Source organism: Micromonospora sp. B11E3 (assembly GCF_039871625.1).
Lineage (GTDB): Bacteria > Actinomycetota > Actinomycetes > Mycobacteriales > Micromonosporaceae > Micromonospora.
The window spans coordinates 1-13,102 of record NZ_JBDPMC010000126.1; the positions used below are offsets into that span (position 1 = coordinate 1).

A 13,102-nucleotide genomic window follows, 5' to 3' on the forward strand; every position below is an offset into this window, starting at 1 on the left:
CCACCACGACCACACGGCCATTGCCTCGACAGCACGGTTCCACACGCCCACCGACATCGTCAGCTTCATCGCCAACGCAGAAGCCGCCAAGATCAAACCGGCGAGTTAATTATCTGCGAGCCCTAACGATTTGGTGCGCGATAGCTGACCGACCCGCTTTGATCATGGAAACGGCCGTGCGGGACGATCGTGATTGTGACGTCAGGATGGGCCCGCACGGCCTTGTCTCATCGTATCTGCAGCGGGATTCCTCGCCGACGGCTGGCCAAGCTGATCGTCGAGTTGGCCGACCCATGGACCACGCAGCAGGAGTCAAGGCTGCGCGAACGCCGTGGTCGTGACCGCATCCGCGCTGCCGGCGCCGGCCCCGACCATGACCTGACCTTCACCGACCGGGTCATCGCCACCCTGGTCGTGCTGCGCTTCCAACTCCCGCACGCCGCCCTGGCCCTGCTCTACAACGTCGACCGCGCCACCATCACCCGAGCGGTGGGCGAGATCCGTCCACTGCTGGCCGCTCGTGGGTTCGCCGTGCCCGGCATGCCCGGCGTACGGCTCGCACCCTGGCCGACGTGTTCGCCTACGCCGCCGCGCAGGGCGTCGAGTTGCGCATCGACGCAACCGAGGTCCAGGTCCGCCGGCCGAAAGCGGGCCGACCCGGCCGGCGGGCGTTCGTGTCCGGCAAGAAGAAGCAGAACACCGGCAAGTCCACCATCATCAGTGACGAACGGGGACGCCTGTTGTGGTGCGGGGCCACCCGCCCGGGACGGATGCACGACGTCACCGCGCTGCGCACCGAAGGCGTGGAAGACCTGCTGCGGCAGTACCCGAAGGTCAAGGCCCAGGTGGACTCCGGCTACCAGGGCCTGGCCCGGGACTTCCCCGACCAGGTCAGCGCCCCACCGAAGCGACCACGCAAGGACGCCGACGAAACCCAACACGCCGAGTACAACATCGCCCGGCACGCCCAGTCATCACAACGGATCTGCGTGGAACACGCCATCGCGGAACCGAAGCAGTGGCGACCGCTGCAACGCTACATCGGACGCCGAGAACACTTCGAAGACACCATCCTCGCCATCGCGGGACTGGTATCCGACCGCTGCGATTGCGTCCTAAGTTGCTCGTGGGGCTACCCAGCTTGGCGGCCGGGTGCCCTGCCGTGGGTGCCCAGCTCCGAATCACGATCGACCGGGCACCCACGGCACCGTTCGGGCACCGGCGGGAGGCAGCATGACCAGCCCATTTGGCCCCGGCGTCGCGGCACCAGTTACCGAGAACGCCGAGGTGGCCAGGTTCGACGGCAGGGCAGGGAGCCCGGTGCGGCGTGTCTCGTACGACGAGTACGTGTTGGCGGTCGCTCTGACCCTCGCCCGGCGGCACCGGCCGGTGTGGTCCTGGCGGAAGTGGCGGCGTATCTGCCGCTGCGGTGCCGACCTGCCCTGTCGTGCCCGGCACCGGATCCCGATCAACCGGGGCCACTGGCCGGACGGGGAGGCCAGGTGAACGACGACCAAGAGCGGGCGATCCTCGCCGTACATCTTCGAGGGCTTGACGGGATGTGCGTCGGCTGCCGAGCGTGGTGGTCGCGGCTGGTGCCGTACCCGTGTTGGCAGGTGGAGTGGGCGACCAGCCGGCAGGCCCGGACGATCATGGCGCGCTACCTGGGGGTGCGGGCGTGACCACCCATGGCCCGGTGCTGCCGATCTGGAGCTGCGGCGGCTGCGGCGCGCCCTGGCCCTGCCGGACCCGCCGGCAGGAACTGCAAGCGGAGTACGCGGATGCGCCGATGTCCCTCGCGTTGTACATGGGCGCGCAGTTCGCCCGCGCCGCAGAGGATCTGACGTGGGCGCCCGCCGGCACCCTGCATCGCCGCTTTCTGGGCTGGCTGCGGTGAGGACCTGACGCCAGCAGTACAGCAGCGAAGTACAGCAACGGTGGCAACCGCACCGGACCGAGACGGCCCGCAGCAGGCCGGTTCACCTCGGACGACACCTGATCAGACCGCTCCGCCGAGAGTTCACACCGAAGAGGTCACTGGTTCGATCCCAGTATCGCCCACCATCGATAAGCGCAGGTAGCAAGCCCGTTGCCCGGAATTGTCGGTAACGGGCTTCTCCGCTTGCGTCCCTTACATCGGGAGCGGTTTGGGAGCAGCCCTGCGGGTGCCGGAAACTTCATCCGTGCTGGTCCAGCGGTGTTCTCGTATTCGTGTAGGAGTCCGCCGAGTCGATCGTGTCGGTGGACGTTCAGGCGTGCCAGCGCGGCGGGATCGGTGATCGGTTCGGGCAGTGGACGCAGAGGCCGGGCGTTCGCGATGCCCGGATGACGGCCGATGCTGGTTGTGGTGGCGTTCGTACTCGCGGTGAGCGTGTAACAGGTGTGTCTGGTTCCGGATCAGTGTTCGGTCGGGCAGTTCGTGACGGCAGGCGTGGATCCACCGTTGCATGATCGAGTTCATGTGGGGCATTCGGACGTCGCTGCGCACGACCGTGATGTCGGCGTCGGCGAGGATCGCGTCGAACAGGGTCGGGTACTTGCCGTCCCGATTCCGGATCAGGTGTTTCACCGCGCATCCGGCGTCCTCAAGGTCCATCACCAGGTTCCGGGCCGCGTGGGTAAGGGCTCGCAGAGGAATAACATGCGGTTTTCCGTTATCGCAGGATTTCATCTGCTAGCGGTCTTGTGACCTGCGGTGTTGGGCGGGGTTCGGTCGCTCCTGGTCCGAATGAATCCAGCCGGGGTCTGCCCAGGTCACGAGATTCCTATACCACATCCGCAACTTTCAGACTCGGAATCTGCGTGTTATTCCTCTGCGAGCCCTTATAGGCTGGCGTCTGCCGCGGATTCTCCAGATGGACAGTTCGACCCTGTTTCGTGGCAAGAAAGCAGAGCTCCATTCCTGGGCTGAGGGTGCCGATTCCGGTGGCTGCCGGCAGCTGTGGAAACTGCGCCTCCCAGGTGGCGAATGCTTCGGCCCGGCCGACACAGAAGTCGCGGTAGATCTCGACACCTTCCGAGTTCGGGCTGGTGATGTCGCCGATCAGGTTCCACATGCGGACCAGGTCGGTGTAGCCGCGCTCCCAGGTGAACCGCAGGGCAGTCTCATACAGTTCGCGCACCCGCTCGCGGTACACCGGCTGCGGCCCGAGACGTGCTGCATAGAACAGATGCTCGCCGTCCTCGGCGAAGACGGCCTTACCCGCCGTACCGGATCGTACGGGCCGATCGGTCAGCCAGATCTCCTCGACCGGCGTACCATTCCCGTTCGCCATATGGGTGGTCAGGGACGGTACCCCATCGACCAGGGTGGGCTCAACCGGTCGGTCGGAGAAGATGATCCGCCCCAGAACACTGCCGCACGCCGCATCGGCCAATCCCGCGATACTCGGGACCAGATTGGACCGTAGGCCCAGCGCGCGATCCCAGGGTTGTTGGCGACTCATCGATCTCAAAATTCCAATGCAACGAAAATCGCAATGGATCTTATAAACAGGACGGTTATGACACGACGTCACCCTGACACTTCAGAGCCTCTAGCCTGCATATGCCTCCCTTCGACTGCCTACGCTTCGTCGTTCCGAAAGTCGCCGATGTCCATGTTGCCCAGCGCCAGGTTGATCACCATGCCCCCCACGAGCTCGGGGGCCACCCGGAAGGCGAACCCGATCCGGTCTTCCAGAGGGATCACGAGGACGCGGTGCCCGGGCTCGCGCATCGTGGTGGCGTCGGCGATCAGCACCACGTCAGCGGTCATCGCTCCCTTGTTGGTACCGGGGTGGCGGACCTGCGCCATCACCTGCTCCGGCGTGGCGCCCGCAAAGGCCGGATCGTCCACGAAGTCGACGTAGTCGCCGAAGTCGTCGATCACGTCGTGGCCCGGGCGGCACACGCGCTCGACCAGGGATGTCCAGGCCGCGTCGTCGGTGAAGTCGGTGCGCACGAGCACCCCGCCCAGATCGGTCTCTTGGATGAGCGGAGGCAGCTCGCGGGCCGGCCGAGTGTAGCGGGGCGGGGCGTTCAGCGACTCCAGTTCAACCCCCACGGGCTCATGGAGGTCCTCCTCGTCGGGCTCCCACTCCTCCTCGTCCTCCTCAAGCTCCCACTCCAACTCGGCGGGAGCCGTCTCCACGAACCAGCCGATGGTGGAGGACAGGTACGGATGGTGCAGCACCAGGTAGGTCATGGCCGCCTGACGCGGAGTGATCCAGAAGGCATCGCCGTCGCTGCCGCGAAAGGCCAGCAGCGGGCGCGAATCCGCATCGCGCCCGGTGCGGTCGTCGGTCAGCACCACCAGGTCGGGCACCCAGATCCCGGGCCGGTCCAGGGCCGCGGAGACATCCTCGGAGGTGGCGCCCCGCCACGCGGGATCCTCCGTCACGATCAGGCGCCGGGGGATCGACTCCCGCGCCACCGCATCGGCCGCACCTGCTTGACCGGACCGGTACATGCCAGGGAGCTCGCCCATGCGCCAGAGCACGTCTTCCCAGACGTCGTCATCGCTGTCGGTGCGCACCAGCAGGATCCCGGGCACACGGGACTCACCGTCGTCGGGGGGAAGCGGAAGCGGAGGACGCATCGGCAGAAACCTCATCGAATCGGGGACGAATCACCGTAGTTACCACGTCCCGCGGTGCGGACGGAGTTCAATGCCGAACGGGTTCGTTATCTGTGAGCCCCCTTTCCAAGCTGATCTTGCAGCTCAGGGCGGGTGCAGGCAACCCGGAGATCGATGAGGGCGAGGCTCCAGGTAAGACAGCAGTCGACCAAGATCCGATGCCCCGACCGGGAGCCTCGCCTGTGCTGTCCTACCCCTCCACGATCCCGCTGTCCAGCCGAACCCTGAACCACCTCGGCGACCTCATCCGAGCGCACCGTAACCAGCATCGATCCCGGTGGCGACGTCTCGGTCCGGGCCGACAGGCACTGCTCGCCCTGGCCCACCTGCGCAACGGTGACACCTACACCCGGCTCGCCGCGGGGTTCGCCGTCGGTGTCGCCACCGCCTGGCGCGGACTACCACCGATCCGACTACACGACCTGCGGCACGGCGCGTCCCACATCCTCCGCGTCCATGATCTTCTCCTGTCTGTCGATGGACACATCGACCAGACACGAGAAACCCTCGACCACGACGGACAACCACTGCGTAATGCCGCACGGCGACCGAGAAATCAGCGTGCTGACCAGCACGCTCACGAGCAACACGGCATAACCGTCGGCTCGTCATAAGGCGCGTAATGCCGAACTCGGCATTACGCGCCCTTCTTGACGAACCCGGTCTCGTCGGCGACGAGCACCCCGGCCGGATCACCGATCGCTTCCACCACGTAGTCGCGCACGTCATCGCGCACCGCGTCCCGGTCCCACGCCGCGCTGCACAACATGCCCTGCAACCCGTCCGGTGAGACATGCCCAGCCTGCTCGGCAAGGGTCCAGCCGTTGCGCCGCTCCAACGGCGCCAGCAACCCCCGCACATACGCCCACGCCCGCCGCCGCGGCTCCACCCGAGTAAACCGATGCGAGAACCGGAAGAACAACTCCTCCAACCCGGCATCCCACGACCCGACCAACTGCGCATCCACCACAACCAGCCAAGGAGCGATTACCACCCGAAGCTACGACCCGCCGTTGCAGTACTAACTGTGTTTCGTCACCGTCGGTGTATAGCACTCGCCGTTTACACCGTTGTCTACTTGATTTCGACGATGACGGCGCCGTGGGGGACGGTGTCGCCGATGGCGGCGGTAATGCCTGTGACGGTGCCGGACTTGTGGGCGTTGATGGGCTGCTCCATCTTCATGGCCTCCAGGACCGCGACCAACTCGCCGGCTTCGACGGTCTGGCCTTCCTCCACTGCGATCTTGACGATGGTGCCCTGCATGGGCGCGGTGAGTGCGTCGCCGGACACGGCTGCGCTCCGCTCGCTGCCGCTGGAGCGCTTGGGCGCCTTCTTCCTCGCGGTGCCGCCGCTGACGGCCAGGCCGCCTGGCAGTGCGACCTCGATCCGTTTGCCGTCGACCTCGACGACGATGGTCTGCCGCTCGCCGGCGTAGTCCTGCGCCTCGGCGACAGAGCCGGAGTACGGCTCGACCGTGTTGTGCCACTCGGTCTCGATCCACCGCGTGTGGACGGAAAACGGTTGGGTCGGGTCGGCCGGGGCGAACGCCTCGTCGGCGACAACCGCGCGGTGGAACGGGATCACGGTGGGTATGCCGTCGACGACGAACTCGGCCAGCGCGCGACGCGAGCGCTCCAGGGCCTCGTTGCGGTTCCGGCCGGTGACGACCAGCTTGGCCAGCATCGAGTCGAAGGCGCCGCCGACGATGTCGCCAGCCTCGATACCGGAGTCGAGTCGCACACCGGGGCCGCTCGGAGGACGGAACTGCGTGATGACGCCTGGTGCGGGCAGGAAGCCTCGGCCGGCGTCCTCGCCGTTGATCCGGAACTCGATGGCGTGCCGCATCGGGGTGGGGTCGTCGTAGCCGAGTGGCTCACCGTTGGCGATGCGGAACTGCTCACGCACGAGGTCAATGCCGGTGACCTCCTCGGTGACCGGGTGCTCCACCTGAAGGCGGGTGTTGACCTCGAGGAAGGAGATTGTGCCGTCGCGCCCGATGAGGAACTCGCACGTCCCGGCCCCGTGGTAGCCCGCTTCCCTCAAGATCGCCCTGGATGCGCGGACCAGCTCGGCGTTCTGCTCGTCGGTCAGGAACGGGGCGGGCGCCTCCTCGACCAGCTTCTGGTGACGGCGCTGCAGCGAGCAGTCGCGGGTGGAGACGACCACGACGTTGCCGTGGGTGTCGGCAAGGCATTGCGTTTCGACGTGGCGGGGCTTGTCCAGGTATCGCTCGACGAAACACTCATCGCGCCCGAACGCCGCCACCGCCTCGCGCGTAGCAGACTCGAACAGCGCGGGGATTTCCTCCAGAGTGCGTGCGACCTTCAGACCGCGCCCGCCCCCGCCGTAGGCGGCCTTGATGGCGACGGGCAGGCCGTGCTCCTTGGCGAAGGCTACGATCTCCTCGGCGTCGGTGACCGGGTCGGGCGTGCCGGGCACGAGGGGAGCGTTGGCGCGGGCCGCGATGTGCCGCGCCTTGACCTTGTCGCCCAGCGCGTCGATGGCCTCGGGGGAGGGACCGATCCAGGTGAGCCCGGCGTCGATGACAGCCTTGGCGAACGAGGCGTTCTCCGCGAGGAACCCGTAGCCCGGGTGGACCGCGTCCGCGCCCGACTTTCGGGCGACGTCGAGCAGCTTGTCCTGGGCGAGATAGGACTCTGCGGGAGTCGCTCCGCCGATGGCGTAGGCCTCGTCGGCGACCTTGACGTGCAACGCGTCACGGTCGGGGTCGGCATAGACGGCGACCGACCCGATGCCGCTGTCCTTGCATGCACGGGCGATGCGAACGGCGATCTCGCCCCGGTTTGCAATCAACACCTTCTTCAGCATCCGTGTGTCTCCGTTCTCGGGTCAGTGGGGCAGGGCCGAGCTGCGCCAGGCACCGGGCGCGTGCACCAAGGGCCGGCGCGCCGGGCGGGCGTGTTCGACCCAGGCGGAGGTACCGCGCGGGGGTGGGTTCGCCTTCGTGGAGCGTGCGGCACGTGCGAGCACGACCATCACGATGGCGAGCTGTTCGGGGGTGGCGTTGCCACGCACCAGGGCGATCGGCCGCGCGGATGCGGCGTCCCGCTGCGCATCGGTGCCCATCACAGCGGGATGTTCCCGTGCTTTTTCGGGGGCAGGGTTTCGCGTTTGGTGCGCAGCACGCGCAGCGCGCGGACGATCTGGGCGCGTGTCTCGTGCGGCGCGATGACGCCGTCGACGTACCCGCGCTCCGCCGCGATGTACGGGTTGGCCAGGGTGTCCTCGTACTCGGCGATCAGCTCGGCGCGCAGCGCCGCCGGGTCCTCGGCGGCGGCCAGCTCGGAGCGGTAGAGGATGTTCACCGCGCCCTGCGCTCCCATCACCGCGATCTGCGCGGTCGGCCAGGCGAAGTTGAGGTCTGCGCCGAGGTGTTTGGAGCCCATCACGTCGTACGCGCCGCCGTACGCCTTGCGGGTGATGACGGTGACTTTTCCGACGGTGGCTTCGGCGTAGGCGTAGATGAGCTTGGCGCCCCGGCGGATGATGCCGTCCCACTCCTGGCCGGTGCCGGGGAGGAACCCGGGAACGTCCACGAAGGTCAGCACGGGGATGTTGAACGCGTCGCAGGTGCGCACGAACCGGGCCGCCTTCTCCGACGCGGCGATGTCCAGGGTGCCGGCGAAGTGCATCGGCTGGTTGGCCACCACGCCGACCGGCCGCCCCTCCACCCGGCCGAAGCCGATCACCATGTTCTGCGCGTAGAGCGGCTGGACCTCCAGGAACTCCCCGTCGTCCAGGACGTGCTCGATCACCCGGTGCATGTCGTACGGCTGGTTGGCCGAGTCGGGGATCAGCGCGTCCAGCTCCCGGTCGGCGTCGGTGACGGCCAGGTCGGCCGGGGCGTCGAAGACCGGCGGCTCGTCCAGGTTGTTCGACGGCAGGTACGACAGCAGCGCCTTGACGTACTCGATGGCGTCGTCCTCGTCGGCGCCCAGGTAGTGGGCGTTGCCGCTGCGGGTGTTGTGGGTCCGGGCGCCGCCCAGCTCCTCCATCGCCACGTCCTCGCCGGTGACCGTCTTGATGACGTCGGGGCCGGTGATGAACATGTGCGAGGTCTGGTCGACCATCACGGTGAAGTCGGTGACCGCCGGGGAGTACACGGCGCCGCCCGCGCACGGGCCCATGATGAGGGAGATCTGCGGGATGACCCCGCTGGCCCGCACGTTGCGGAAGAAGATCTCGCCGTAGAGGCCGAGGGACGCGACGCCCTCCTGGATGCGGGCGCCGCCGGAGTCGTTGATGCCGATGACGGGGCAGCCGATCTTCATGGCCAGGTCCATCACCTTGACGATCTTCTCGCCGAACACCTCGCCGAGGGAGCCGCCGAAGACCGTGAAGTCCTGGGCGAAGACGCAGACCTGCCGGCCGTCGACGGTGCCGTAGCCGGTGATGACCCCGTCGCCGTACGGGCGGGTCCGCTCCAGGCCGAAGTTGGTGGACCGGTGCCGGGCGAACTCGTCCAGCTCGACGAAGGAGCCCTCGTCGAGCAGCATCTCGATCCGCTCCCGGGCGGTCTTCTTGCCCCGTGCGTGCTGCTTCTCGACCGCCCGCGCCGACCCGGCGTGCACCGCCTCGTCGACCCGTCGCTCCAGGCCGGCCAGCTTGCCGGCGGTGCTGTGGATGTTGATCCCGGTCTCCGGCACCGAGGCCGTTTCCGCGCTCATTGCGCGCGCCCGGTGGAGTCGAGACGGGTGACCAGCGCCCAGGCTGCCGGGAGGAGACTTGACGCCAACACCGCCTTGAGGGCGTCGCCGACGAGGAAGGGTGTCATACCAACGGCGACCGCTTTGCCCAGGCCCATACCGGTCACGATGGCCAGCCAGGTCACCCCGCACGCGTAGATCGCCGCCGAAGCCAGCGCCAGAACTGCCAACTCGCGAAGCACCGTCCGGTCGGTGCCACGACGCGAGCCGGCGCCCACGATCAGCGAGGCGAGCAGAAAACCAACAAGGTAGCCGCCGGTCGCGCCGACCAGGACATGCACGCCGTGAGCGCCCTGTGTGAAGACGGGCAGCCCTGCGGCGCCGAGTACTAGGTAGAGCACCTGGCTGGCCAGTCCCCGGGCCGGACCGAGGGCGGCGGCGGTCAACAGGACCGCGAACGTCTGCCCGGTGACCGGGACGGGCGAGCCTGGGATCGGTACGACAACTTGAGCGGCGAGAGCGGTCAAGGCCGTACCCAGGACGACCGTGGCGCCGCTACGTGTCAGCACTTTCGGGAGTGCGGATTCGGCCAGCACGGGCAGTGGAGTGGGGAGGCTGAGCGCGGTAGTCATCGCTGTCCTTGTCTGCTAAGGCTGGGCTCGGTCGGGTGAGTTGCCGGTGAGCGCCCGGCAGAGGAGAAAGCTGGCCGCATCGGCAATTGACTCTCCGGAGGCCGGCCGTCTCGAAGCGGCACGAACGTCGTGCCGCTCAACGTCCGGCCGCCAAGGCGGTTGTGGACGCGTCACCACGAGTCGCGCGGGACGTATAGGCCCCACACATCGCGCAGGGCATGGCTGACCTCGCCGACCGTGGCTCGCTGGCGCAGCGCCTCGCGCATCGGCACGAGGACGTTGTCGCGGCCCGACGCCGCGGCGCGCAAGTCATCTAGGGCTCGGCCGACCGCGTCGTTGTCACGCTCCTTGCGTAGCGCCGCGAGGCGTTCGCACTGGTCGATCTCAATTTGGGGGTCGACCCGGAGGGGCTCGTACGGCTCCTCCTCGTCCAGGGTGAACCGGTTCACCCCCACCACCGTCCGCTCGCCGTGGTCGATCTGGAGCGCGGTCTGGTAGGCCGAGCGCTCGATCTCGCTCTTCTGGAAACCCTGCTCGATCGCGGCCACGGCGCCCCCACGGTCCTCGACAGCTTGGATGAGCTCCATCGCGGCCGCCTCCACGTCGTCGGTCATCGCCTCGATGGCGTAGGACCCGGCGAACGGGTCGACCGTCTTGGTGACGTCCGTCTCGTAGGCGATGACCTGCTGCGTGCGTAGCGCCAGGCGCGCGGCCTTCTCCGTCGGAAGTGCGATGGCCTCGTCGTAGGAGTTCGTGTGCAGACTCTGCGTCCCGCCCAGCACCGCCCCGAGCCCCTGTAGCGCCACCCGCACCAGGTTGACCTCGGGCTGCTGGGCTGTCAGCTGCACGCCGGCGGTCTGGGTGTGGAAGCGCAGCATCTGGCTCTTGGGGTTCTTCGCGCCGAACTCCTCCCGCATGATGCGCGCCCAGATCCGCCGCGCCGCGCGGAACTTCGCCACCTCATCGAGCAGCGTGGTCCGGGCGACGAAGAAGAACGACAGCCGCGGCGCGAAGTCGTCGACGTCGAGCCCGGCCGCGATGGCTGTGCGGACGTACTCCTTGGCGTTGGCCAGGGTGAAGGCGATCTCCTGCACCGGGGTGGCCCCCGCTTCGGCCATGTGGTAGCCGGAGATGGAGATCGTGTTCCAGCGCCGGATTTCTTTCTGGCAGTAGGCGAAGATGTCGCTGATCAGGCGCAGGGACTCCTTGGGCGGATAGATGTATGTGCCCCGGGCGATGTACTCCTTGAGCACATCGTTCTGGATCGTGCCCGTGAGCTGGTGCCCCGCGATTCTCTCCTCGGCGGCGACCAGTTGGTAGAGCAGCAGCAGCGTCGAGGCCGGGGCGTTGATGGTCATCGAGGTGCTGACCTTGTCCAATGGCAGCCCGCGGAACAATGTCCGCATGTCATCGAGGGAGTCGATGGCCACCCCGACCTTGCCCACCTCGCCATGCGCGATCGGCTCGTCGGAGTCGTAGCCCATCTGCGTGGGCAGATCGAAGGCCACGGACAGACCGCCCGTGCCCGCCTTGACCAACTGGTGGTAGCGCTCGTTGGACTCCCTGGCCGTGCCGAACCCCGCGTACTGGCGCATCGTCCACGGCTTGCCGGCGTACATCGTGGGGTAGACGCCACGGGTGAAGGGAAACTCCCCCGGCGTGCCCAGCTTGGCCTTCGGATCGAAGCCCTGCAGCGAAGACTCGTCGTAGACGGCGTCGATGGGAAGGCCGGATTCGTTGCGGCCCTGCGGAGGCACAGACATAGATTGGAACGTTAATGGCACTCGGTGCCAGACCTCAAGCACACCGTGCCTGTGATCTGTCACTCAATTGCGAGAGTGTGGTATTGTCCCCGCCATGTACCCGAACATCCCGCCGGCCGCCCCACCAGCAGGGGAGCCCATCCGGGATCGACTGGCACGGGCCGCCTTCGAGCTATTCGCGGCCCAGGGGTACGAGAGCACGACCATCGATGACATCACGACGGCAGCGGGCGTCGCCCGGCGCACGTTCTTCCGGCACTTCCCTTCCAAGGAAGACGTGATCTTCCCTGATCACGACTCGGTCTTGGACCGCGTGCGTTGGTACCTTGGTTCCTCCACAAATACAGAGCCGATCTTCGCCGTGGCCGAGGCGACCAGGCTGATCTTCGAGAGCTTCATGGCGACGCCAGAACAGACACTCGCCCGCTATCGGCTGACCCGCGAAGTCGCGGCTCTTCGAGACCGCGAGGTCGCCAGCGTCGCCAGGTACGAGCGGGTTCTCAGTGACTACCTGCGGAGCAGGCTGCCGAACACCTCCAAGGCCGCCCTCGCGGCCCATGTCGCGGCCGCGTCCTTTGTCGCCGCCCACAACCAGGTACTCCGCGAGTGGCTGCGGCCTGGAGGAGCGAAGGATCCCCGCCCTGCCTTGGAGGCCGCATTGACGACGGTCGCCGATCTCATGACACCGCTGATCGCTCGTAGCAGCCGACAAAGCTCACAGAGCGCGGTCTGAGCGGGTTGCCAAAAGTCCTGCGCGTAGCCGGGGAGGGGTAGACCCCGGGTGCCGTTCGTAGGCGATCGGGGACAATTCCGGCGTGAGGTCGGCTGTACGCCCATGACGAACCGATCAGCACCAGCGCGGGTGTGTCGGCCGGGGTCGATCTGGCCCTGTCACTGGTCGAACGGGATCACGGGCCGGCGCCGTGGTCGTGCTCAGTCCGAGGGTGCGGGTCAACGGCAGCTGCTGGACAAGATTGCGGATGTGATCGCGGTGGTGGCCTGCTCGGGAGCGTGAGGATTGGTCAGCAGCACCAGGTCGAGAGCGGGCGGTACGGGGAGCCCGGTCGAGGCGGGTAGCTCGACGAGGTCCAAGGGCAGAAGGGATCGTGCGAACACCGCGATGCCCAGCCCGGCCCTGACCGCGGCGAGGACCCCGTTGACATCGTGCCCCTCCCTTAAAGATCAAGCTGAGCGACGGTCTTCAAGCCGGGCTGCACCGATCACCTCACGAGGCGCCGCCCGCACGATGTGAGGACGCGAGCTCTGCGCGTAGCAGGTCCTTGCGGACCTTCCCGACGCTGGTGCGGGGTAGCTCGGCACGCACGATCACCCGGTCGGGGATCTTGAAGGTCGAGAGGTGTCCGCGGCACCAGGCGATCAGCTCCTCGGGAGTGGTTTCCTCGCCCGGTTGCAGGACAA

The 13,102-nt window shown here is 67.3% G+C and carries 10 protein-coding genes and 4 pseudogenes; 4 read left to right on the top strand and 10 right to left on the bottom strand.

The window, feature by feature from the left end; genetic code table 11:
• Positions 1–1,334: 1,334 nt before the first annotated feature.
• Both ABGB16_RS31935 and ABGB16_RS31940 read left to right on the top strand, forming a co-directional pair.
• Positions 1,335–1,682: pseudogene (locus ABGB16_RS31935) on the top strand (hypothetical protein); the annotation flags it as partial.
• Positions 1,679–1,897 carry a hypothetical protein gene (locus ABGB16_RS31940; RefSeq protein WP_347671800.1) on the top strand — a complete coding sequence of 73 codons (219 nt, stop codon included), beginning with the start codon at positions 1,679–1,681 and terminating at the stop codon, positions 1,895–1,897. The pseudogene ABGB16_RS31935 and the gene ABGB16_RS31940, both read left to right, overlap by 4 nt.
• An 868-nt stretch (positions 1,898–2,765) precedes the next feature.
• Here ABGB16_RS31940 and ABGB16_RS31945 read toward each other — a convergent pair.
• Positions 2,766–3,377 carry a hypothetical protein gene (locus ABGB16_RS31945; RefSeq protein ID WP_347671801.1) on the bottom strand — a complete coding sequence of 204 codons (612 nt, stop codon included), beginning with the start codon at positions 3,375–3,377 and terminating at the stop codon, positions 2,766–2,768.
• A 188-nt stretch (positions 3,378–3,565) separates the two neighbouring features.
• A complete protein-coding gene (locus tag ABGB16_RS31950; protein ID WP_347671802.1) occupies positions 3,566–4,534 on the bottom strand; it encodes a hypothetical protein in 969 nt (322 codons plus the stop codon).
• 266 nt (positions 4,535–4,800) lie between these two features.
• Between ABGB16_RS31950 and ABGB16_RS31955 the strand changes: the two are divergent.
• Positions 4,801–5,013: pseudogene (locus ABGB16_RS31955) on the top strand (transposase family protein); the annotation flags it as partial.
• An 18-nt stretch (positions 5,014–5,031) separates the two neighbouring features.
• On the opposite strand, the gene ABGB16_RS31960 reads toward ABGB16_RS31955, so the two are convergent.
• The 7 genes and pseudogenes from ABGB16_RS31960 to ABGB16_RS31990 all read right to left on the bottom strand — a co-directional run bounded on the left by ABGB16_RS31960 (position 5,032) and on the right by ABGB16_RS31990 (position 11,683).
• Positions 5,032–5,199 (bottom strand): hypothetical protein, encoded by a 168-nt coding sequence (locus ABGB16_RS31960; RefSeq protein WP_347671809.1) that lies wholly within the window; start codon positions 5,197–5,199, stop codon positions 5,032–5,034.
• A 62-nt stretch (positions 5,200–5,261) separates the two neighbouring features.
• Positions 5,262–5,549 (bottom strand): annotated as a pseudogene (locus ABGB16_RS31965) (transposase); the annotation flags it as partial.
• A 143-nt stretch (positions 5,550–5,692) separates the two neighbouring features.
• Positions 5,693–7,447 (bottom strand): biotin carboxylase N-terminal domain-containing protein, encoded by a 1,755-nt coding sequence (locus ABGB16_RS31970; RefSeq protein WP_347671807.1) that lies wholly within the window; start codon positions 7,445–7,447, stop codon positions 5,693–5,695.
• Between the two features lie 24 nt (positions 7,448–7,471).
• Entirely contained in the window at positions 7,472–7,708 is a 237-nt protein-coding gene (locus ABGB16_RS31975) for an acyl-CoA carboxylase subunit epsilon (protein WP_347671808.1), read from the bottom strand.
• Positions 7,708–9,309: an acyl-CoA carboxylase subunit beta gene (locus ABGB16_RS31980; protein ID WP_347671803.1), complete on the bottom strand. Its 1,602-nt coding sequence runs from the start codon at positions 9,307–9,309 to the stop codon at positions 7,708–7,710. Before ABGB16_RS31980 ends, ABGB16_RS31975 begins: the two co-directional genes overlap by 1 nt.
• Entirely contained in the window at positions 9,306–9,920 is a 615-nt protein-coding gene (locus ABGB16_RS31985) for a biotin transporter BioY (protein ID WP_347671804.1), read from the bottom strand. Before ABGB16_RS31985 ends, ABGB16_RS31980 begins: the two co-directional genes overlap by 4 nt.
• 170 nt (positions 9,921–10,090) lie before the next feature.
• Entirely contained in the window at positions 10,091–11,683 is a 1,593-nt protein-coding gene (locus ABGB16_RS31990; protein WP_347671805.1) for a methylmalonyl-CoA mutase family protein, read from the bottom strand.
• Between the two features lie 94 nt (positions 11,684–11,777).
• On the opposite strand from ABGB16_RS31990, the gene ABGB16_RS31995 reads away from it, so the two are divergent.
• The gene (locus ABGB16_RS31995) at positions 11,778–12,416 is read left to right on the top strand and encodes a TetR family transcriptional regulator (RefSeq protein WP_347671806.1); all 639 of its coding nucleotides are present in this window, start codon (positions 11,778–11,780) and stop codon (positions 12,414–12,416) included.
• Between the two features lie 492 nt (positions 12,417–12,908).
• Here the strand turns inward: ABGB16_RS31995 and ABGB16_RS32000 are convergent.
• Positions 12,909–13,102: pseudogene (locus ABGB16_RS32000) on the bottom strand (long-chain fatty acid--CoA ligase); the annotation flags it as partial.

Excerpts from the sequence above, each read along its gene's own strand:
- ABGB16_RS31975 (WP_347671808.1), bottom strand. The coding sequence starts at position 7,708 with ATGGGCACCGATGCGCAGCGGGACGCCGCATCCGCGCGGCCGATCGCC.
- ABGB16_RS31980 (WP_347671803.1), bottom strand. The coding sequence starts at position 9,309 with ATGAGCGCGGAAACGGCCTCGGTGCCGGAGACCGGGATCAACATCCAC.
- ABGB16_RS31985 (WP_347671804.1), bottom strand. The coding sequence starts at position 9,920 with ATGACTACCGCGCTCAGCCTCCCCACTCCACTGCCCGTGCTGGCCGAA.
- ABGB16_RS31990 (WP_347671805.1), bottom strand. The coding sequence starts at position 11,683 with ATGTCTGTGCCTCCGCAGGGCCGCAACGAATCCGGCCTTCCCATCGAC.
- ABGB16_RS31995 (WP_347671806.1), top strand. The coding sequence starts at position 11,778 with ATGTACCCGAACATCCCGCCGGCCGCCCCACCAGCAGGGGAGCCCATC.